The 22,929-nt window shown below is 58.4% G+C and carries 12 protein-coding genes; 3 read left to right on the forward strand and 9 right to left on the reverse strand.

What is annotated here, in order from left to right:
• Window positions 1–13: 13 nt before the first annotated feature.
• The 5 genes from CA51_RS15280 to CA51_RS15300 form a co-directional block, all read right to left on the reverse strand.
• A complete protein-coding gene (locus tag CA51_RS15280; protein ID WP_145122027.1) occupies window positions 14–5,875 on the reverse strand; it encodes a hypothetical protein in 5,862 nt (1,953 codons plus the stop codon).
• 25 nt (window positions 5,876–5,900) lie between these two features.
• A complete protein-coding gene (locus tag CA51_RS15285) occupies window positions 5,901–8,684 on the reverse strand; it encodes a hypothetical protein (RefSeq protein ID WP_145122029.1) in 2,784 nt (927 codons plus the stop codon).
• Window positions 8,681–10,903, reverse strand: a complete 2,223-nt coding sequence (locus CA51_RS15290; RefSeq protein ID WP_197451211.1) for a BatA domain-containing protein — start codon at window positions 10,901–10,903, stop codon at window positions 8,681–8,683. Before CA51_RS15290 ends, CA51_RS15285 begins: the two co-directional genes overlap by 4 nt.
• Window positions 10,900–11,727 (reverse strand): DUF58 domain-containing protein, encoded by an 828-nt coding sequence (locus tag CA51_RS15295; protein WP_197451844.1) that lies wholly within the window; start codon window positions 11,725–11,727, stop codon window positions 10,900–10,902. The genes CA51_RS15290 and CA51_RS15295 overlap by 4 nt, the downstream gene beginning before the upstream one ends.
• 94 nt (window positions 11,728–11,821) lie before the next feature.
• On the reverse strand, window positions 11,822–12,832 hold the full coding sequence (locus CA51_RS15300; protein WP_145122035.1) for an AAA family ATPase: 1,011 nt from the start codon (window positions 12,830–12,832) through the stop codon (window positions 11,822–11,824).
• 484 nt (window positions 12,833–13,316) lie between these two features.
• Here CA51_RS15300 and CA51_RS15305 point away from each other — a divergent pair, with 484 nt between their 5' ends.
• Entirely contained in the window at window positions 13,317–14,591 is a 1,275-nt protein-coding gene (locus CA51_RS15305; protein WP_145122037.1) for a PQQ-binding-like beta-propeller repeat protein, read from the forward strand.
• Window positions 14,592–14,750: 159 nt separating this feature from the next.
• Here the strand turns inward: CA51_RS15305 and CA51_RS15310 are convergent, their stop codons facing one another.
• Together CA51_RS15310 and frr are read right to left on the reverse strand one after the other, a co-directional pair.
• Window positions 14,751–16,304 (reverse strand): zinc ribbon domain-containing protein, encoded by a 1,554-nt coding sequence (locus CA51_RS15310; protein ID WP_145122038.1) that lies wholly within the window; start codon window positions 16,302–16,304, stop codon window positions 14,751–14,753.
• A 19-nt stretch (window positions 16,305–16,323) separates the two neighbouring features.
• Window positions 16,324–16,884 carry a ribosome recycling factor gene (gene frr / locus CA51_RS15315; RefSeq protein WP_145122040.1) on the reverse strand — a complete coding sequence of 187 codons (561 nt, stop codon included), beginning with the start codon at window positions 16,882–16,884 and terminating at the stop codon, window positions 16,324–16,326.
• 403 nt (window positions 16,885–17,287) lie between these two features.
• Between frr and CA51_RS25905 the strand changes: the two genes are divergently transcribed.
• Complete coding sequence (locus CA51_RS25905) at window positions 17,288–17,872, forward strand: hypothetical protein (RefSeq protein WP_197451212.1); 585 nt, start codon at window positions 17,288–17,290, stop codon at window positions 17,870–17,872.
• 386 nt (window positions 17,873–18,258) lie between these two features.
• Here the strand turns inward: CA51_RS25905 and CA51_RS15325 are convergent, their stop codons facing one another.
• Window positions 18,259–19,611, reverse strand: a complete 1,353-nt coding sequence (locus CA51_RS15325; RefSeq protein WP_145122044.1) for an NAD(P)/FAD-dependent oxidoreductase — start codon at window positions 19,609–19,611, stop codon at window positions 18,259–18,261.
• Between the two features lie 63 nt (window positions 19,612–19,674).
• Complete coding sequence (locus tag CA51_RS15330; RefSeq protein ID WP_145122046.1) at window positions 19,675–21,009, reverse strand: hypothetical protein; 1,335 nt, start codon at window positions 21,007–21,009, stop codon at window positions 19,675–19,677.
• A gap of 638 nt (window positions 21,010–21,647) precedes the next feature.
• On the opposite strand from CA51_RS15330, the gene CA51_RS15335 reads away from it, so the two are divergent.
• Window positions 21,648–22,880, forward strand: coding sequence for a trans-sulfuration enzyme family protein (locus CA51_RS15335; RefSeq protein WP_145122048.1), 1,233 nt, complete (start codon window positions 21,648–21,650; stop codon window positions 22,878–22,880).
• Window positions 22,881–22,929: the final 49 nt, after the last annotated feature.

A 22,929-nucleotide genomic window follows, 5' to 3' on the forward strand; every position in this document is an offset into this window, starting at 1 on the left:
CCGACGTTGCAGGTTACTTTCGCGACCGTTCGGCGATCACTTTGAAGTACGCTTTGATTTGATCGCTGTATTGGCTAGCGAATTCGCCACGGCTGCCCGCCGTTGCGTTTTCGGCGTTCTTTTCACGCAACTTGCCCCAGTCGCTGCCGTTGCGTTCGGGAGCCCCCGCTGGCAATTTCCCGTCCGCCATCGCCTCCAATTCCGCTCCTTCACCAGCGTTCATCGAGTCCTCACCCGCCGGTGACGGTTGATCACTCTGCTGTTGGTTCTCAGATCTTCGCTTCGACATCGCAGCCGCCTGGTTCGCCGCCATCTGAGCGACGCTGGGCATCGAAGCGCTGGACGCCGACGCCGCTTGTCCCGACTCGCCCGATGGTTCGGACCGATTTGAACTCGCTGCGATCGCTCGATCGAGATCGTCCAACATCTCAGCTAATCGTTCGCCTCGGGCGACTGAGGATTCATTGGCTCGTGGAGCCGTCGGAGAAGCTTGTCCCGCGGGCTTTCCGCCCGACGATGAAGCTTCCGCCGGCGAACCAGCACTTCCCGCCGGCGAGCTTGCCGCGGCGGGTTCTTCGCTCTGCATCCCCGTTGGTTTTGCATCGGCCTCTCCAGCCGGAGACTTTGATGCACTATCCTCTCCCGCGGGCGGAGTCCCCGCAGGCGATGGAGGCGTCGAAGCCGCTTCGCCAGTTGCAGCACCGGATTCCGAGTCACCGCTTTCGCTTGTCGCAGAAGGTGAGTTCGGCTCCGCCGATGCTTGCTCAGCCGCCGCGTTGGCAGCTTGTGATTGAGCTAACATATCGGCCACGTTTTCGGCTTGTTCGCCGATCGCGTCGCTCGCTTGTTGCACCGCTTCGGCAGCCTGAGCCGAAGGCGTTGGCGATTCCCCCGCCGGCTTATCCTCTTGCTGCCGCGACTTTTCGGCCGCGGATCCAGCAGCTTTCTCGGCCGCCGCGATCTGCTCCTCAGCTACCTTGCCGACTTGCTTCGCGGCTTGGTCCAGCTGCGCCGCGGTCGCCGGTGATTGTTTCATCCGTTGTTCGTGCCGCGCTGCCCGGGCGAGATCTTCCGACGCAACGCGAACATCTTCGCCAAGGCTCTGCTGCTTTCGCTGTGTCGCTTCCAAAGCGTCGGCCGGCGCCGCCAGTTGTTGATCGGAAGTCGGCCGTTTTGCCGCGGCGTCCATCTTGTCTGCCAATTGCTCCAGCATCGATCCCGCCTTCTCCGCGACCCGCTGCGTCATCTGAGCGGCGGGATTTTCGGCGTCGAATTTCCCCAGATCCAACTTCTCCATCTGCTGCCGCTTCTCACTCGCTGCCTGCTTGCGTTGCTTGGCATCTTCGTTCAACTGCTTTTCCGCTTCAGCAACCGCTTGCGCCTGTTCGGCTCGCTGTTGTGTGTTTGCTGCATTTTCCTGATGCCACTCGTTGTCGGGATACTTTTTCGCCTCCTGCTGCGCTTTGTCAGCTTCGCGTTGCCGAGTGCGTAGAGTGTTTTCCGCGTTGCGGATCCGCTGCTCGGTTTGCTTCTGGTAGTTGTTAGCGTGCTGCTCTTCGCGACGGAACTCTTGGATCATCTGGTTTCTCAGATTCTTCGCGTCGTTTTCGGCGTCGCGTTTCATTCGATCCTTTTGATTCTGATCGGCGACCTCTTCTTTCGCAGCCTGCTTCGAATCCGTGGCCGCTTGTTGAACCGCCTCGGCCGCGCGTTGCAGCTTCTGATTCACATCGTCGACAGTATCCTGCATGTCGTTCAGCAGATCGTTATCGGTAACGCTCCGCGCCGCATCGGCGGCAGCTTTCAGTTGCTCTCGCGCATCGGTCAACTTCTTCGCAGTTATCGGTTGGTCCCCCTTTTTCGCATGGTTGCCCGCGATCGAAAGCATTCGGTCGGCAACCGCGGACGCTTCGCGAGCTACCTGTTGCAGATCCTGCTGCAGCTTCCGTTTCTCGCTGAGGACCTTGGGATCGGATTGCTCCAACGAACGCCGGGCTTGATCCTCTTGTTCTTTCGCATAGTCCAACGCCTGCAGGGCTTGGGCCGTTGCTTCGGCAGCGATATCCGAAAGAGCCGCTTGCATCTCGGGGCTCTTCTGCAGTTCCCGCTCCAACTGTTCCAACAAACGCTGCTGTTCCGACTGCGCTTGCTCAGCGATGTTATTCAGCCTCTCTAGCCGCGCGTATTCCTTCTCCAGCTCGCGAGCGTTCGGCAACTCCATCTCCGCCTGGCGAAGTGCTTCGCGACTCTCCGCGACATCCTCTCCCGCATCCAGCTTCTCAAAATGCTCCGCCACCTGCTCCAAGGCGTCGGCTAGTTGTTCCTGCTGGTCGGCAGCCTTCTGCAGCGCATCGGCCTGTTGCTGCGCGGATTTCGCCTCAGCCGCAGCTTGCAGTTCTTCAGCACTCGTTTCCGCCGGCTGTTGGATCATCCCGATGCTATCGTCGGCATCGCGTGCCCGCTGACGTCCCTCGTCTTCCATCAGATCTTGGTTGCTGGCATCCTCGGCGAGCGCCGCCAGCAGCTCCTGAAGCTCCTCGCTCAGACTCTGTTGCTGTTCCTGCAAAGCTGCCAACTTTTCCTGCCGCGCCAACTCAGCCGCATCCGCTTCGGGATCCTGCTCCGATTCCGCCGCATCCGCATTCTCCGGCGTCTTGTTCTCCTCCTTGGCCTTCGCTTCCTCCGCCTTCGCCTCCTCAGCCAACGCCTTCGTCTGCTCTTCCAACTGCCGCGTCTTCTCCGCCAAATCATCGGCCAGTTGAGGAATGTTCGGAATCAGAGCGGCGATCCGCTTCCGAGCGTCCGCCATAATCGGAGCGATCTCGGTGAGCCGTTCTTGGAAACGCGTCGCCAAGACTTCCACTCCAGCCGCCGCCGAGACCGATTCGCGTCGCCAACGACGCATCGTGATCCGTTCGCCCGCCTTGTTCAACGGATCGCCCCAACGCAGTTCGTTGATGTGATTGACGGTCTCGCGAGGATAGTCCGCCGATTTGGCGATCGCCGCAGCAACCTCGACCTCTTTGACGATTCCGTCCCATAAGCGTGGCCCTTCGATCCGCGAGACAAATGCTTGCGAATCCCATCGCTCTTGAGCCAACAACTTGCCAGCCAGCGGTTGCAACGCGGCAAGTTGATGCCCAACCTCTAATTGTCGCAACGCATCGCGGATCGTTCGCATGTCGTCGAGCGTCTGCCGCGCCGCGTCATCAGTGGGATCTCCATCCAATTGAGCGACGACGTGGTCGATCGCTCGTTGGGTAAGGCTGAGATCGGCCTGCATGATCGGCAGCGGATCGGGCCGAGTTTCCTGAGCGGTTCGACGATCGGCGATCTGATCGCGCAGCGAACGCACCCGCCAATCAAAAGCCTCCCGCGCACGATCGACCACTTCTCGTGTTTGAGCGAGTTCGGCGGAGTCTTTGGCGGCCAACATCTTCCGCCGCGCGTCGACGAGTTCACCCGCATGCCGCGCGGCAAGATCGACAGGGTCGGCGAGAACTCCCGCCCGTCGCACGAGTTCCAATCTCGCCCTGCCCAGTTGTTCGGGAAGGCTTCCATCGGCCATCGATTGATTCAGTCGAGCGTGCAGCTCTTTTGAAAACTGTTCGCTCGCGCGGCGCAGCGGCTGGATATCGTCGGCGTTGTCGAGCCCCAACTGCAATTTCTCACGATGCCGTGCAACCAATTCCTGCAGGCTGACATAGGTTCGCTCCGACCGCGAACGAATCCGCGCCGCATGTTCTTCCATCAAGTCTTCCAACGCGTGGACGTAATTGATCGCTACCTGTTGATGACGTCGCAACCGCGCTTCGGATATTTGCGACCCGGCATCGGCCACCAATTTTTGCTGTTGGTAGATCGCGTCGAGATCGATCGCGATCCCGCCCATCAAATCGTGCGATACGATCGTGCTGAAACGGTCTTGCAGCCAACGGGCCGTTTCACCCGCCAGCTTGAAGCGGTGGTGATAGTGTTTGTAGCGATCCTCTTTCAGCTTGCCATCGGGCTCCAGTTCGCCCAACGCCGCGTCGAACGACTTCAACTCGCCCGCCAGCTCCCGTTGCATCTCGGAGAGCATCCGCAGAGTCACTTCCAAATCGTAAGCGTCCATTCCCGCGGGAATCTTCGGCATCAGCGTCCGGACGACGGTTGCCGCATCACCCGACTGCTGCTCGACTTTGTCAGCGATATCAATCAACGCGACACGATCCGCATCGGTCAACCGGCGCGTCGCTTGGTTGCGTTTGAAGATCTCGTCGGCGCTATCGGAACTGGCGGTCAGGTCGCGGGCGAGTTGATCCAGCCGATCGAAAACGAAGGCTTTGACCGTCAGAGCGTCGTGCCGGTTGGGATCGAAGTCGTCCGATGTGATCACGATTTTCAGCGGTACCGATTCACCACGCTGTCCCTTGCGGTCGATCGCCACCAACATCGTCGATACGGTGTCGCCGCTCTTGACGTTCAGCGACAACAGATCCATCTCCCAGTTCTTCCGAACCACCGCGGCAGGCGAGATCTGTAGCGGCGTCGCGGTCCATCGCCCGCCATTGATCGAGACCATTTGTCGCAGCGTATCCAGCGGCAGATCGTCTTCGGCCAGCGCCATCAACGGAACGATATCGTTGGCGGGACGCAGCAGCGTCGTTTCCTGTTGCTGCAAAAAACCGACTCTCGGAATCATGTCCGGTTCGGGGCGAATCTCATATTTGGGACTGAAGGTGTTCTCGAATCCGGTCTCCTCCGATTCCAGAAGGACCTTAAACACGCCGGCTTGGCGAATCGGAATCGTCGCCGCGAGCAGGCCGTCTTCGCGAGCGACCGCATCGATCGTCCAAAGCTTATCGGTCCCCATCGTCTCGATCAAAATCTGAGCATGCGAGATCGGTTGGTCGGTCCCCAGCAACAGATCGACTTGCGTCCCCTCCAACGCGATCAGATCGCCATGCGTCTCGGTGATCGTTTCATCAGCCAACTGGGTGTAGTCGGGATAGTGGTACGTTTTTTGGAATCCTTCGACTCGCGGACGCGGCCGCGACTGCAGCGTGTAGTGCCGCGTGATCGCATCGCCGGCGAGGATTCGATAGTCGACCTGTGGATCGCGGACGGTGATGTTCGCCGCAAACCGCCGTTCGCCTTGCGCTCGCATCGTTTGTCGGGTCAGCCCCGCCGATTCGCCGTACGATTCCAACGTCACCTCGTTCGTTTCCGGCCCCGAAATCTCGACGACGATTCCGATCGTCTCGCCACGAGGCACGATCTGCGACGCGGGACTCGGTTGCAGCACGCGGACCTTGGTGCTCGAGACACGATCGAGATTTGCTCCGGGTACCATCGCCCGAGTGATCAATTGCCGGAACGACAACCCCGGCAGCGATAACACAATCCCGAACAGACACGTTAGCGCGATCGCGCCGACCAACCAACGCCCGATCAAACGGATCGGCAACAGACTGCGGACGTCGACACGGCCGATGTTGCTGGCAACTTTATCTTGCAATAGCTGACGGAACTGGCTCGAGCCGTTTGTCGCGGCGTTCTCTTGCGAAAGCTCGACCGCCGACAACAGGTTCTCCCGCAACTCAGGCTCTGCAACTTCGAAACTAGCGGCCAACGATTGCGGATCTTGGGGAGTGAACCAACGCCGCAGCGAAGTCCACCAAACGGCAAGGGCAGCGATCGCATACGCGGCCAGACTCAAGGACCAGCGTGTTTTGTTGGAAAGGATCCACAACCAATCGACAAACGCGACAAGCGACATCAGCACCAACAGGCTGACGACGCCGACGCACAATGCGCGTACGATCAGCAAGCGTTTCTGTCGGCTTCCGAATTCCGATAGCTTCGCAGCGGTTTCTGGGCTCAGATTCGACATCGCCAAACTCCCTCGGATTCTTTCACTACAACAGCCCGTTGCGTTTGCGCAACCACCATTCGACGCTCAACAGTCCAACAATGCACAGGAACCACGGCCAGCTTTGCCACAACAACGTCTCCGACTGGACCACGCGTCCGGAACTGAGCGGCCGCAGCAGATCGACGATCTCGCCCAGCCGCTCCTCCTGCAAATATTCCCCACCGCCAGCCGAAGCCATCTCGATCAGAAGGGCTTCGTTGCACGCGATCTGTTCGAGTTCTTTGTTTTGAGGTGGAGCGACAACAAATTGAGTCTTCGCCTGGAACGCAGCCTCGTTGAACCCGCTCGCTCGAATCGTGACTTCGTATTCGCCCGGATCCAACGCCGCCGTCTCGCCGCGGTAATCGCCAGGCAGATTCTCCGCGGGTTGCAAATTGATCGTCGAAACGATCCGCCCGTCACGCCAGATCAACGCGTCGACGGTGGCATCGGCAACGAGATTCCCATCGGGGCCGCGCAGTTTCGCTCGCAGCGACGCGGAATCGCCCGCCTTGTATCGCAGCGGACCGCTATCCAGTGCCAGAAATTGGTCGCTGACAGCAAACGGTCGCGGCATCACCCAGCGGGCGATCTGGTTCCAAAACCTCTGATGGATCTGATCCGCCACGCGGTATCGCCAACGCCAGCTTTCGTCGAAAGCGAAATAGAGCACGCGGCCGCCGCCGAAACTGCGGCCCACGATCGCGGGATGCCGATTGCCATCGACAACCGCTTCGGCCATCACCTCCGCGTCCGCTGTCGGTTCGACCAAAGCGATCCGCTGCGGCGCTGGCAACTGCTGCCAAAACTGATCGTTTTCATTTCCGATCCCCTGCAATGTCAGCGCCGGATTGTCGCGGCCGCTGTCGGTCAGTTGCAAGCCTTCAGCTGGTTTGGGGTCCCCATCGCCGGACCACGTCACCGGCAACAAGACGCCCAGCGATTCAGGCGTCAACCGCGACAGTTCCCCATGAGCCCCATCGATGAAAATCATCCCGCCACCACGTTGGTCGACGAAGTCTCGCAGCCAAGAGAACTCGGTTGCGTTAAACACCGATTCGGGAAGATCGCCGTAGATGATCAGATCGTATTCGAACAATGCCTGCTTCGAGTTCGGGAACGATCCGTCCGCCTCGCCTCGCGGCAACCGCTGCCTGGCATCATCGCTTTGCAAAATCACGGTTTGGATTTCCCAACCCGAATCGCGTTGGAACAGGTTCTTCAGATAGCGGACTTCCCAGCGGCTGCGGCTGTCGATCAACAACACCTTGTGCTGCTGAGTCACCGCCGCAAGACGGATCGCTTGCGAATTGTTACCGAGTTCGGTTTCGCCGTCGGCCGGCACGATCTTCGCCGTCAGTTCCAGCGGCACGCTGTGGCGTTGGACCTTGTTGTCAAACCGATCCATCGCGGCATCGACTAGCGGTTCGACCGCCAGATCGAAGTCGATCCGCCGCTGAGCCACGTCCATCGATTTCAATTCCTGCTGCCAGACAACCGTCTCGCCATCGCTGATCTGAACGACAAACGGCCGTTCGGCGGGCATGCGATCTTTGATCACAAGCGTCCCGCGGACGCGATCGGATTTGTAAACCGTGTCGGGATACTCCGCCTGCAACAGCGCCAAATCGGTTGGTTCGCTCTGCGTCCCGAAGCCGACGGTGTAAACCGCGTTCTGCTGAGACCGCGCGACTCCAGCCAGCTGCGATGGCGAGGGACCTGCATTGTGTTGACCATCGGAAAACAAGACAGTAGCCGAACCAAGCGACCGCTCGCCTTCGGGATCGCTCGCTTCCTGAGCTGACTCGACAATCAAGCCGCTAGCGAGATCGGTTGTCATCGAGGATTGCACGTCGTCGAGTGATTCGGGGATCGGCACCTCGCCCCGCGAACTCCAGATCGGCACCTCACGGGTTCCGACCAACGCGGCGACGTCGACGTGATGGTGATCTTTCAACCGCGCAATCAAGCCATCGTCGCGATCGAGCAACCGCGCTTCGATGCGGCGGATTCGCAGCGATTGATCGAACAACTGCAGCCCCGCCAGCGCTGCGTCTCCCTGCGTTTGCATCCATTGTTGACAGTAGTTTGCGAATGCGTCGCTGAACGTCTGCTGATAAATCTGCAGGCCATTGACCGTGGCGATCAAGCGATCGCGGGTCGCGGACGCTTGCTCCGCATCGTCGATCGGTTCGCTTGCGAGCGACTTCACTTTGGCAAGCACCTCGATTTCGAAGGGCTCTGGCGAGACATGGTTTTCGTCAGCCAAACCGGCTGCCGCTTCGATCGCCGCGTCGACATCGGGAGCCAGATCCGTAACGGCATCTGTAAAGTTGCCGAGCGCCGTTTGCATCGCTTGTGGCGTGATCGCTCCCGTGCCCAGCGCCGCAAGCGTCTCGCGTCGAGTCGTAGAAATTCGCTCCGCCAGGTCGAACAATTTCGTGTCGAACTGCCCCTGCGGCAGCCAGCCCTGTTCGTGCGCGATCATCAACTTTCGCGGCAGCGGCATTTGCGGATCGGCCGTCGTCATACTCTGCGATGCATCGACCAACAGTCGCACGTTTCCCAGTTCCCCGATCTCTTGCCGGTGATGCAAAACCGGGCCGGTAAGACTGACGATCACCATCGCAATCGCGACCGATCGCAGACAAGGCAGCAGCCAACGCAAGCCACCGGGCAGATCAAAGCTCTCGCGGCGGTAATAACCAAACGCCAACGCGGCTCCCGCAACGGCCAAAAACAGCCCCAGCCAAACCGGCAGCTCTCCGACAAATCGCAAACTGGTCATTGGCGAACTCTCGAAAACCGTTGTTGGAAGAAGAGTTCGACAAACAGCAGCCCCAACAGCGCAAACAACACCAGACGCCAGATCTCGCGTCCGTGCCGGCGGCTAGAATCCAACGCGAGAAACGCGGCGCCGTCGGTCACGACATCGGCACCTAACGCATCGGCAAGCGTCTGCAATTGTTCGGCATCGATCGTTTCGAGCTTCGATTCCCCGCGATCGATCTCGACGGCAAAGTGCCTCGGTGGCGCATCGGGCTGAGTCAACGTGTAAAGGCCGGGCTGATTTGTGCCCGCGAATCGGATCACCGAACGCTGCTGATCGGCAACCGGTCGCAGCGACCGCTGTTTGTTCCCCGGAAGCGAGAGGACTTGTGTTGTGTCGGCCGCTGCCGCATCGTACAGCGCAACCAGAGTTTCTCCGGCGGTGAGGTTCGACGCCGGAACGCCGCGCGTCGCGATCGACGTCACCAACTGCTGAACCAACGGCAGAAAGACCGGACGCAGCGGCAGATTGTTCCAATCGGCATCTGCAGTAGTCGCGCACGCCATCACAAAACCTTTGCCAACAGGCTTTTCGACCCACAACGGGTCGCCGCTATCGAGCCGGATCAGGGTCGACGCCTGCGGATCGGTACCCGACGCGTCAGCTTTCGCCTTATTGGAAACAGCTTGGATTCGATTGTCCGACGTGCTCGCTGGCTTCGTCAACACATACCACTGCGCGATGTCGGCTTGTGCCAATTCGCTGCTGCCCGAGTTGCCGCTGTTGAAAATCTGCAGCGCAGGGTGATCGAAGTGTTGGGCGACGATCCGAGCGCCCCGATCTCCATCGTCCAGGCCGCCACCGATGCCTTGAATCGGCAGCGGGAACAGGCCACGCTGCTGATGCAAAACGCGGTTGTACCAATCGACATCGACCTTGTTCCCTGTGAAGACGATCAGGCCGCCACCTCGCTGGACAAAGTCCTGCAGCTTCGCAGTACGTTCGTCGTCCAGCTTCGCAACGTTGGCCATGATCACCACGCGAGCCCACTCCAACGTTTGCTGATCGACTTCATCGGTTTTCACGATCCGGGTTTCAACGAGATCGGCCAAAGGCATCTGCCCCAACGAAAACGGAGTCAGCGCAACCGCCAGAAAATCGGTTTCGCTTTCCATCGGTTTGCGGCTGGGATCGCCATCGATCATCAGGACTTCGATGCTATCGATCACATCGACAACCGCGAGGTATTGATTGTCGGTCTTCAGATCGTCGCCGGCATCGACTTCGAATTTCAAGACGTGGGAACCGGCGGCATCAAATTTGTGAACAAACAGAGCTTGCGCCGTGGCGTCGCCAGCCACCGCCAACTCCGTCACGCCAACAAGGCGATCGTCGACGATGAACTGCAGCCGCGCTTCGGGAACATCCGAAACGCCGTAGTTTTTGACGCGAACACGAACCTTCAACTGTTGCCCGACGCCAAGTGCCCGCGTCGAAAGCTGAACGTCTTCGATCGCGATGTTCTGCTCCGCGTCGCCACTGCGTTGGATCAAAGTGATCGATGGCGGCACCGCCTGGCTATCGATCTGTTGACGAAACCGTTCGATCGCGGCGGGTGTCAGCGCATCGACATCGGATCGCTGGAAGTCGCTGATCAGGATCAGATTACGGCGGGAATTGGCCATCGCGGAGACGACCGATGCGCCCAGTTCCAGCGAATCGGCCAAGCTTGTCGCACCGCGGCCGCTGTCCAGAAACGGCAACTGGTCGGTGATCGATTTCGAATCGAATACAGGCGTATCGAACATCGGTGCGGGCGAACCGCCGGTCAAAATCACCGAGGTGTCCGAGCCTTTACCGCTGCTGTCGACGATCAGCCGCGTGTCGTCGACAGCTTCCGCGATTCGCGTTCCCGAGGCACCGATCGCATCCATCGAATAACTGTTATCCAAAAGGATCACCGTCGATGCGGGAGCGTCGCCCGGCAGCGATTGCCATCCGGTTAATACCGGCCGAGCCAAGCAGAAGGCGAGCAAGGCGGGAATCGCACAGCGGATCAACAGCAACAACAACTGCTCCAACCGCACCCGCCGACTGTTGTTGGCGACAACCGAATCCAACAGATGCATCGCGCCCCAATCGAGCGTCTTGAATTTGCTGCGGTTGAGCAGATGGATGATCAACGGAATCGCAAACGCAGCGAGTCCGCCCAACAAAGCGACGTTTAGAAAACTCATCGCAGCCGCCTCCGTGTGGCCAGATACGATGCCAACGCTTCGGCATACGGTCGGTCGGTGACAACGGGAACCAGATCGATCCGGTTGCGGTGACATCCAGCCGTTAAGGCTTCGCGAAACGTCGCCAAGTTCTTCAGGTAAGCCTTTCCCAGATGAGCGGGGTCGATCAACCGACGATGCGACTTTTGTTCCAGCGATTGGAACTGAGTCCATTGTTTGAACGGGAAATCTAATTCGTCGGGATCCCAAATCTGGAAGATCACGATTTCATGCTTGGCGTGTCGGAAGTGAGCCAACGCTTTCATCAGTTCTTCGATGTTGCCAAACAAATCGGAGATGATCACCAGCAGACCGCGACGCGGGATCTTGGGGACCAATTGATGAAAGACCGATGAGAGTTCGGTTTCGCGTTCGGCTTTCAGACCGCTCAATTCGTTAACGATCGCGGTGAGATGCGTCGGCTTGGAGCGTGGCGGAATGATCCTTCGAACCGCGTCGTCGAAATGGATCAGCCCGACCGCATCCTGTTGGGCAAGCATCAGGTGTCCCAGGCAAGCGGCCAGCCTAACGGCGTAGTCGTGTTTGCTGACGCCGCCAGCGCGGGAACCGCAGTATCCCATCGAACCGCTTTTATCGAGCAGGATGTTGCAACGGAGGTTCGTCTCGTCTTCGTACTCGCGAATGTACAAGCGATCGGTTTTGCCAAACAGCTTCCAATCGATCGTGCGGATCTCGTCGCCATGGACGTACTGGCGGTGCTCTTTGAACTCGACGCTGAAGCCTTTGTGAGGCGATTTGTGCAGGCCGTTGCAAAAGCCCTCCATCACCTGCCGCGCCAGCAGCTGCAGGTTGGTCGTCTTCGCAAGGTCTTGCGGCGTTAGGAAATCGGTGAGCTTGGTGATGGCAGGACGATCCTAATTACAGCAACTGAGCTTTGGGACGCGGGACGTCGGCCAACAAGCGTTTGACAAGATCGGCCACGCTGATCCCTTCGGCTTCGGCGTTGAAGGTGGGGACGATTCGATGCCGCAGCACCGGCAGAGCGAGCGCTTCGATATCGTCGATCGTGACGTGATAGCGGCCATGCAACAGCGCGCGAGCTTTGGATGCGAGCACCAGTTGCTGGCAGGCACGCGGGCCGGGGCCCCATTCGACCAATTGACGAACCCAAGGCAGACAACTCTCTTCGCGCGGTCGCACACTGCGGACGATATCCAAGACAAAGTTGCGGACGTGTTCGGGCAACGGCACCATCCGCACGGTCTTTTGGAAAGCGATGATCTCATCGCCGGTGACAACGGGTTCGACCTTGCTGTCGAAACTGCCGGTGGTCCGGTCGATGATCATCGCTTCCTGATCGCGGGTCGGGTATTCGACGTTGACAAGAAACAGGAAGCGGTCGCGCTGCGCTTCGGGCAGCGGATACGTTCCCTCTTGTTCGATCGGGTTTTGCGTCGCCAGGACGAAAAACGGTTCCTGCAGCTTATAAGTCGTCCCGCCAACGGTGACTTCGTGCTCTTGCATCGCTTCCAACAGCGCCGCTTGAGTCTTCGGCGGCGTCCTATTGATCTCATCGGCCAACAGCATCTGCGTGAAGATCGGTCCTTTGTCGAAAACGAGTTCGCGGTGTCCGGCATCCGATTCCTGAATGATGTCGGTGCCGGTGATATCCGCGGGCATCAGATCGGGCGTGAACTGGATCCGATGAAACGCCAGATGCATCGCATCGGCCAACGATTTGACCATCAGGGTCTTGGCGAGCCCCGGCACACCTTCCAACAGACAGTGACCGCGGGCGAGGATCGCGATCAAAATCTGTTCGACGACGGTCTCCTGGCCAACGACAACGCGGCCCACCTGGGCGCGAATCTTTTCACAGGCTTGGACTAACTGCTCGGCGCGTTCTGGATCAGAGAAGGTTTCCGACACGGTAGACGGTTCCTCGGGCTAAGGCGTGCGATGACAAATCCCCTGCTCGCTGCCAATGCCGGCATTCGGTATCGATGCGAGATCGAAAGAAGGCGAATGACGCCGTAAGCAAACGGCCCCTGAGGGGGCGGTCGGAGATATCAAGAACAAGATAAACGAGCGGGGTTGTCAATGCACGTTGCAACGCCCCGAGCCGAGGAGATTTCCGGGGAAATCATCGCTGCAGCGGTTGGAATCTGCGGCTGTGCAGCTTCCCCTAGATTGCCAAACCGCCACCGGATCCGACGCGATCCTTTGCGATTCCTTGAGGCAGCCAGCGCGAACATCCGCCGGTCGATACCTAATTTTGAAATGTTGCCTTGCCGCGATGAACTGGGGAACTCGCGCAGCCCCGCGGGGTTGGTGTGCGTTATAATCCTGGGTCACTCGATGCTACCGATAGCATGCTGAAGACACACCTCACCAACCTTAGGATCGTTCATCGATGAAAAAGATTGTCTTGTCCATCGCGACGCTGTTTGCCATATCGAGTCTTGTTATCGCAGAGGACTGGCCGCAGTGGCGCGGCCAAGCGCGGGACGGCAAGAGCTCCGAAACCGGCCTGTTCAGCAGTTGGGGCGAAGATGGCCCGCCGAGCGTTTGGACCGCGGAGGGACTCGGCGAAGGTTATGCCAGCGTCTCGGTCGTCGACGGAACGATCTACACGACGGGTAACTTCGAAGACGGGCAAGCTGTGGTTGCGATCGATGCCAACAGCGGCAAGCGTCTGTGGAAACAAAGCGTCACCAAATCCGAACCGAAACACAGCTACGAAGGCAGCCGTTCGACGCCGTCGGTCGATGGCGATCGGTTGTACGTCGTGTCGAGCGACGGCGCGATCGTCTGTCTCGATCGAGCCGATGGATCGATTCGCTGGCAACGTGAATTCAGCGACTGGAAAGGCAAGATGATGAGCTCATGGGGATTCAGTGAATCTCCATTGGTCGACGGCGAGCGAGTCCTCTGCACTCCCGGCGGTCCACAGGGATTGGTCGTGGCGCTGAACAAGATGAATGGCGAAGAGATCTGGCGGTCGCAACTCGAAGCGTCCGACGACGATTCGCTAAAAGACGGCGCCGGTTATTCGTCGATCATGATCAGCAATGGCGGTGGCGTTAAACAATACGTCCAACTGGTCGGACGCGGCTTGGTCGGAATCCGTGCCAGTGACGGAAAACAACTGTGGCGTTATGCTCGCGTTGGCAACACCACCGCCAACATCCCGACTCCTTTGATCGACGGCGATCAAGTCTTCACCAGCACCGCTTACGGAACCGGATCGGCGCTGCTGAAGCTGAAATCCGATGGAGCTGGCGGCGTCGATGCCGAAGAAATCTATTGGCTCGAAGCCAACCAACTGCAGAACAAACATGGTGGGATGATTCTTATCGACGGCCACATCTACTGTGGCACCGGCAATGGCAACGGGCTGCCGATCTGCGTCGAGATGAAAACGGGCGAGATCGCCTGGGGACCCGAACGTGGGAAAGGCAAAGGCGAAACCAGTCTGGTCTATGCCGATGATCACATCGTGATGCGGCGCGACGACGGGACCGTGATGCTGTTGCGAGCGACGCCCGAGAAAATGGACGTCTTGAATTCGTTTAAACCAGCGTTTCAACAAGGCAAAAGCTGGTCTCACCCGGTGATCAGCGGCGGCCGTTTGTACTTGCGAGAACAAGACAAACTGATGTGCTTTAACCTGGTTAAAGGTGCCTAGTTAAAGACAGCTGGCACAAGAGCCTCGCACATGCGAGGCCACAGAGGTTCGCGTCGGTTCTAGCGGACCGACGCCGACAAACGATCCGACAGTTGATCGGATCCAAACTGCTTTGCGACGCAACTGCTTAGCGACGCAACTGCTTAGCGTCGCAACTGCTTAATGCGAGTTGGGCTGAGGCTTTTTGGTCGTCTGTTTCGTCGACAGTTGCACCATCGCGGCGACCACTCGCCCAAGCATACCGGCTTGGATAAACGCCAGCCCGACCAAGCCCACCCCGATGATCACCGACTTCACGATCCCGTACGACGGCGGCGCGGCGAGCAACATAAAGTAGGCGAAGAAAAACAGGCCCGATGAGAAATACATCCCGCCCCACGGTTCCATGCAGCGTTCGAACGATTTGATCACGTTTTGCGAATAGACGCCAAAGACCGTCTTGTTTTCGAGCATCGACAACAACACGACCGGCATCAGGCCCCAGACGCTGATCATGACAAAGACGCCCCAGAACAGCGTCAACGGCTCGCCGATGATCGAACCGGCCAGCTGACCTGGAATCGAAGCAACCAATGCTGCAACCAACACCATCAGCCCGCTTGGCAGTCCGCCGGCGGAAACTTCATAAGGCCAGCGAGGTTCACCCTCCTCGTCGGCGGTGGCTCGCGACATGACCGAAAGATAACGCGATCCCAACAGAATCCCACAGACGCCAAGCGCCGCTGCCCCAACGATCGCCGAAACGAAGGCACCCGCCGATTGAGCCAAGTACCAAACGATCAATCCACCGCTGCAAACAGCGGCGACGATCGATAACTGCATGACGACGTTGGGATCGGTGAAGACGGAAAAGACATCGCGAAACCAACCGGCGACGTCGGGATTCTCGTACAGTTTGTCGAGATCCTCATCCATTTGAGTCGATTCGGCGTCGCGCAACAGATCCGCGGCAGATTTATTGAACGGGGAATCTTGGCGGTCGGGACGATGGACCGAGTCGCGAAGTTCAAACGTCGCGGCCGACTCCATCGATGGACTGTATTTCGGAACGACCTTCGGCGGATCGGGAACGGTGATCATCGAAGTGCAATCGCCGCACTTGATCCGATTTCCCGTTTGACTCGGCTTGGCGTAGTGCGCCGATTCACAAACCGGGCAGGGAAAACGAAACTCCGTCTCGGGAACCTCGGGCATCGCGTCGGGGACGACATCTTCGGTCCCCAACCAATCATCGAGCGACGTGTTTTGCCGTCGCGGTGCTTCGGACAGGGAGAGCGAAAAGGGATCGGAATCCTGCGAGTCGTCATCAGATGAAAAGAGATCATCCGACGCGTTGTCGGCTGCCGGAATCGATTGAGCCAGCTTGGCGAGCGGATCGTCCGCGTCGACCGCTGCTGGCTCGACCGCTGACTTAGCCTTCGTTTTCGCCGACGGGGGCGCCGCTGGCTGATCATCGACAACGGGGGCGACGGGGGCCGCCGCAGGAGGAACCGACAGAGGCTTGTCCATCGGCGGCGCGGTGGCAGGTTCGTCGGCGACCGGATCGCCGAGGTTGAACCAATCGTCGTCATCGCTAGCGGTCGCGGTGATCCCCGGCACTTTAAACGTGCTGCTGCACTTGGGACAACGAACGCGCGAACCGGCCATCTGCTGACCGGCTCGCACCGCTGCGTGACATTTTGGACAATTTACAACTTGGGGGCTGTCGCTCACCGCGACCTCTCAATCGTGATTACCCTTCCATGACTTCGCTTTCGCGGGCCTTGGCAACTTCGCCAATCTGACTTTCATACTTTTTGGTCAGATCCTGAATTTCGTTTTTGACGCGATCGCGATCATCTTCGCTCATCGTCTTATCTTTCTCTTCGCCATCGGCTGCCTTGTTGGCATCGCGGCGGATGTTGCGGATCGAAACCTTCGCTTCTTCGGAAAGCTCTTTGATCCGGGCAACCATCTTCTTACGAACTTCGGTCGACAAAGGTGGGACGTTCAGACGGATCATGTGGCCGTCGTTTTGCGGGTTCAGACCGAGGTCGCCCGCAACGATCGCCTTTTCAATCTCTTTGATCGTCGATTGATCGTAGGGCCGAATCACAATCTGCTGTGGCTCGGGAGTGCCGATCGAAGCGAGTTGTTTAAGCGGAGTCTGTGAACCGTAGACTTCGACACGGATCGAATCGACGAGACCAGGCGTGGCGCGACCGGTGCGAATGCCCGTCAGGCTGTGCTTGAGGTGAGCAACCGCTTTTTCCATGCGTTCTTCGGCATCGAGTTGAATTTCTTCCGCAGACATCGATCGTAACCTTTCCTTGCGAACATAACTTTGATTTATCGATCGTGGCGCCGCGCGACGGTGCATCGGACGCCACCGGATCGTGCGAGCGTGAACAACGCTCTATCTTAGCCGCCCGCTGTAGCAGCGGGAACTAGTGTGGCAAAAATGCCTAGAGCAAATCGGTGTTTGATTTTAGGTAGATCTGTGGTGCGTTGGCAGTTCCCACGAGAACTCGCCACAACCGCATCGCGATGATTTTCCTAGGTTGGCAAACGGATTTGACCCTGCAATTTCTGCCGCTGGCGAACGGTTTCGCCCGCGGTGTCGAGACGGCCCGTCGGCGGGCCCCCTCGGAAGCTACTGAATCGAAAAAGCCTCGGTCACTTGAAGCGACCGAGGCTCTTTTGGATTGGAGGTGTGTATGCGATGTCTATCGGCTCACCAACGGTGTGAGTTACATAGGCCGCGCGGCACACTCGGTTCCGATTTACATTCCGCAACCGCAAGCTGGTTCGCAACCGCAAGCTGGCTCGAAGCCACATGCTGGTTCGCAACCGCAAGCTGGTTCGCAGCAGTTGTTGCTCTTCTTGAAGATCTTGCCGAACAAACCGCTCAGGCAGCACTTCTTCTTAGGTGCACAGCAAGCGTCGATGCCGCAAGCTGGTTCGCAACCGCAAGCTGGTTCGCAGCTGTAGACAGTTTCGCAACCGCAAGCTGGCTCGATGCCACATGCTGGTTCGCAGCAGTTGTTCTTCTTGAAGACCTTGCCGAACAGGCCGCTCAAGCAGCATTTCTTCTTTGGGGCACAGCAGGGGTCAACACCACAGACTGGCTCGCAGCAAACTGGTTCGCAACCGCATGCTGGTTCGTAAGCACAAATTGGCTCACACGAATCGCATGGGCTGTCGCAACAGCTGTTTTTACCGAACAGTTTGTCCAAACAACCAAAGGCTTGAACGTTGGCAGCACTTGCACTGATGAATGCAACGGCCAGGAAAGCTGGTAGGATCATTCGACGCATCGCCGATCTCCATAATTTAAAAGCGTACGTAATCTTTCTCACCCACGCATGACCACGGCTTGTTCCAAACAACGATCTTTATCGACACTGCTGGAGGGCAGGAGGTGTCAGGTGCCAATCGTCGAGCGGTTCAAGACGCTGTTATGCGTCACACCGCGCGGTGCTTACTGAATGCTATCGACGCCGCAGGGGACCATTGATAGCTAAACCCTCCCGCTTTTCTAACCGGACGCCCTTTTGCAGTCGGATTCTCTTGCCAATAACGATCCTACCGATTATCCGCTACCAATTGCCTACCTGGCAGCCTTAACATTCGCCGCAGGAGACACCAACGGGCGGTATTGCCCGATAGCAAAGGGCAGAAATGCAAGCTATCGCGATCCGCAGCGCGATAAGAAGTCGGGCCAGACCAAATCGTTCAGCTTCTCGTCGGCCAAGTCGATCGTTTCGTTGACGTTCAAGTTCCCCTTGGTGATGTGCGCTCCGTTAAGCGCGTAGAAGCCGGGCAGCGACGTTACGATCGGTGGCAGTTTTTGCGAGTAGTCGATCGTGGGAAGCGCCATCACATGTTTGGCTCGGCTGATCTGAAACGCTTGCACTTGATCGCGCGAGAAATGGGAGTACATCTTTTCCAGCGTCGATAGGAATCGCTCCTGGATCTCCGCGTCCGATTCCTGCAGCCCGGGATCGCTGTCGGGCAGGTACTTCGGTAGATAGACCAACGCGTGCCCGCCAAGTTCCTTGCGGTCGACGATCGTCGACATCTCGATCACCGCTGTCAACGGGACCCAGTCGTCGGTGATGTTGGTGACATAATAAGGACTGATCGATTCGCTCAACAGCATCGACGCGCAGACAACTCCGATATATTCGACGCCCTGTAAACGCTGGTGCTCGTCTTCAGTCAACTCGGGACAGTGCTGGCTGATGATCGGCGAAGGGATCGTGCTGATCACGTTGTCAAACCGCTCGATCCGCCCGTCGCCAAAGTCGACGTCTAATCCGCCCGCCTCGCAGCGCGTGATCGATTGCACCCCATGGCTGCTCAACAACCGCACGCCATTGCCGCGCAACGTTTCGACAAACCTATCGATGATCCGCGCATACCCGCCCGGGACATAGCCAAACATCTCGGTTTTGATCCCGCTGCGACGGGCTTTGTACATCCGCGAGATGTAGGACCAGATAAAGGCGGCGGAAGCTTTTTGATAGGTCTCGCCTAACTTGGCCCGCAGCAACGGCAGCCAGATCTTTTCAAAGGTCCCTTTGCCGCTGAGCCGTTTCAGAAAATCGGCGACGTGAATCTGTTCCAATCGCCGCCAATTCCGCAGCTTGGACGTATAGAAGATCGTCCCGCCGAGTCGCAACTTTTCGATCAGGGTCAGCGGCGGGAAGTTCAGGAACTCCCAAGAGTTCGACATCGAATAGAGCTGTCCGCCACTGAAGAACCCCGTCTTGGTCGTCACCCAACGGATCTCGTGTTCGAGATCGAGTTCCTTCAACAGACCGCGTAGATGCGAATCCGACAGCAGCGTGACGTGATAGAAGCGATCCCAGACGACATCGCCTAGAGAACAAGCGGAGGTCAGCCCGCCAAAACTTGGTGCGGCTTCGCAAACGCTGACCTCTTGGCCGCGCTGCGACAACCGATGGGCCAGCGTCAGTCCCGCCATCCCGCCGCCGACGACAAGCCACTTCGATTTTCCAGGATCATTCTCGGACATCGTGCCTCAACAGATTCCGCCGGTTCATCCACGATCCGGCAACGGTAGATCGAGATGTTTTCGTTAGGGCTTGGCGATCAGATCGGCAAGATATTTAGCCGGCTTGGAACGCAGTTCATCGCCCCCGCCAGGAAAGCCCAGCGAGGCGGTGAAGAAGACGACGATCGCATGCTCGCGTGGATTCAAGTAGCCCGCTTCTCGCAGGTCGCCGCCCAAGATCTTGATCGAAACCGCAACCGCGATATCGCGGACTTGTATCTCGATCCGATCGTGAGTGTCCCCGGGCTGGTCGGTCCCGATGGGCATTCGCCGCGCATCGTTACGCAGCGGTTCCAGTCGCGCCACGTCGCTTGGGTCGCCATATTTTGCGATCACCAACAACGCTTGCTCCAGCCCCTCGCCATATTTTGGGTCGATGATCTCTGGCCCCGTCAACTCTTCTCCGGCGGCGACAAATTCGGCCACGATATCGCGAGCCAATTCAACCGATTCCGGAACGCGATGCTGCAACGCAAAATACATAGCTTGCGGTTGATACGACACGCTGGCGCGACGCATCCAGAAACCGACAAGCTTCTGGTAGACCGGGGCCAGCATCGCATCCTTTAATGTCTCGCTGGTGACGGGGCTGTTCATGATCCGCACGATCACGCGTTCAACGCCCGGCGGGATTGGAGCGGATCGATCGCCGCAGGTTAAAAGCAACGCCACAGCATCGCCACGCTCCGGCGGCAGGAACTCCAGCATCATCCGGCGGACGACCAGATCGGCAGCTTTGTTTGCCGCAACCATCCTCAGCCCCGGGCCTTTGTCCAATTCTTCCATCAGCTCGCGATGTTGCCGCGACGCATCGACAAATAGTTCCCGAGCCGCATTGCTGTCGCCGATCAAACGCCGCGCGTAGTCCCAGCCCTCCATCTCGTCGCTCGCTCCCGACAGGAACGCCATCACCGCCGATTCAAAATCGTTGTTGCTCAACCGCGACATCAGGATCCGAATTCGCAACTGGACCTCTGGGTCGGGCGTATCGGCAGCGGCGGCCAACATCGGGATCGCACGTTCACCAAATTCGATCAGCCCCGCGACAGCTTCCTCGCGGATGGCAAATTTCGAGGACGACAGATCGGCGATCAACGCATCGATCCGCTGCCGATCGGCGGCGGTTAAAACGGTGACCTCTTTGACGGTCCCCTTTTTATCAGCCGCTTTCGTATCGGAACCCGCAGCTGGTTGTTCGTCGTCGACTGGCGCAGCCGGTTCCGATGGGGATGCCTGACCAGCCGACGGAACCGCTTCGTTCTCGGGGGGCTGAGCTGACGCAACACCCGCCGGTAGACAGATCAGCAAAACGAGCAATCGATGGAGCGTGGGCGATTTGAATTTTTCGCGAGTATTCAATGAAGCATGCCTCAAACGGGGTGCTCGGAATTCAACGATTGAAGCCATCGTGTGGCTCGTGCGACGACCTGGCGGCAACGGCTGCTGCGAAGCGGAAACTACAGCACAACCAAGTTACGCATTGGGGACACAAAAATCAAAAGCCAGCCGAGCAACCATCGTCGCTAATCCAGCGTTTCCAACGGCAGACAGCAGCGATGCCACCAATGACAGTGCAGCCCCGACGCCGTCCCGGGGAACACTCCGCGACGCCGCTTGGAGGTCTGCATACATATAAAGGAACCGGCGGTTGGCCGCTTGGCAAGCTGCGTCAACTTTATCAGTTAATCTTAGCACGGGAAGCGTCGCTAGCGGAGAATCGTTAAAGCCGCATATTAAAGGGTTGTCGTCGACGCAGGGCGTGGCTAGATTGAGAGGGTACAGGGATTTGCGGCCGCTTGCAGCCTTCACTGCTAAACAGCCACTCGAATGCTTGGTATACCGCCTGCGGTCTGCCCATGATGCTATCGAGTCTCGCACAGCCGCAGCCCCTTGCATGGGACGAGCGGCTTTTTTCGTAAGCAGTTTGAAATGTACCGACTGCGGCACGCTGCTCGCCCGCGGTTCAAAACACGCGTTACGGAAAGCGATACCTCAGCATGGCTACCGACACAGTGGAACAAAACAGCGAAAAGCAAACTCCGGCGAAACAAACTCCGGCGAAGCAGGGCATGAGCACCAAAAGTGTGCATGCGGGCGAAGACCGTCAGAAGCCGGGGGACGCGATCGCCGATCCGATCTTCTGTTCATCGACCTTCACCTTTCGAACCACCGACGATGTGATCGATTACTGCGAAGGACGCAGCGACCGCGAGGAATATGGTCGTTACGGCAACCCGAACGAACGGAGCGTCGAACGCAAACTGGCGGCGCTCGATTGTGGCGAAGCAGCGATCGTTTACGGCAGCGGAATGGCGGCGATCGTGGGCCTGTTGATGGCCAAGTTGAACGCTGGCGACGAGATCGTCTTCTTCGATCAATGTTACCACCGCAGCCGAGAATTCTGCAGCAAGCATCTGGCCCGCTTCGGCGTCGTCACGCGGCAAGTTCCCACCGGCGACTACGATGCGATGGAAGCTGCGATCAACGAAAATACGCGGATGTTGGTCAGCGAATCGCCGACCAATCCGCATCTGACCTGCATCGATCTGGAACAGTTCGTGGCGTTGGGCAAGGCGCACGAAGTCGAAACTTTGATCGATGCGACGTTGGCAACTCCTTACAACATCCAACCGCTGGAATTTGGCGTCGATTACGTGTTGCACTCGGCGACCAAATATCTCGGCGGCCACAACGATCTGTTGGCGGGCGTGATCGTCGGCAGTGCCGAAGCGTTGGACCCGGTCCGCAATCTGCGCGGGATCATGGGTGCGGTGAACTCTCCGCACAACATGTATCTGTTGGAACGTGGGCTGAAGACGTTTGAACTTCGCATGCAGCGGCACAACGCCAACGGTCAAGCGATCGCCGAATTCTTGGAATCGCACCCGCGCGTCGAACGCGTTTATTACCCCGGTCTGAAGTCGCATCCGACTCACGAGATCGCGACCCAGACGATGCGTGGTTTCGGCGGCTTGGTCACCTTTACGATCAAAGACGCAGATATGCGGCAGACGGCGAACATCGTCGATGCCGCGAAGATCCCACGGATCGCACCGAGCCTGGGTGGAGTCGAATCGCTGATCGAGCAACCGTTGGTGATGAGCTACTACAAATGCACGCCAGAACAGCGGGCGTCGTATGGCATCGCCGACAACATGATCCGCATGTCGTGCGGCATCGAAAACACCGAAGACCTGATCGCCGATCTCGACCAAGCGTTGCAGGCGTAACGGTTCGACGATCGGACGACCTTCCAATCGACAACGGCCAGGCTTCTCG

The sequence above is a fragment of the Rosistilla oblonga genome (assembly GCF_007751715.1).
GTDB classification, from domain to species: domain Bacteria; phylum Planctomycetota; class Planctomycetia; order Pirellulales; family Pirellulaceae; genus Rosistilla; species Rosistilla oblonga.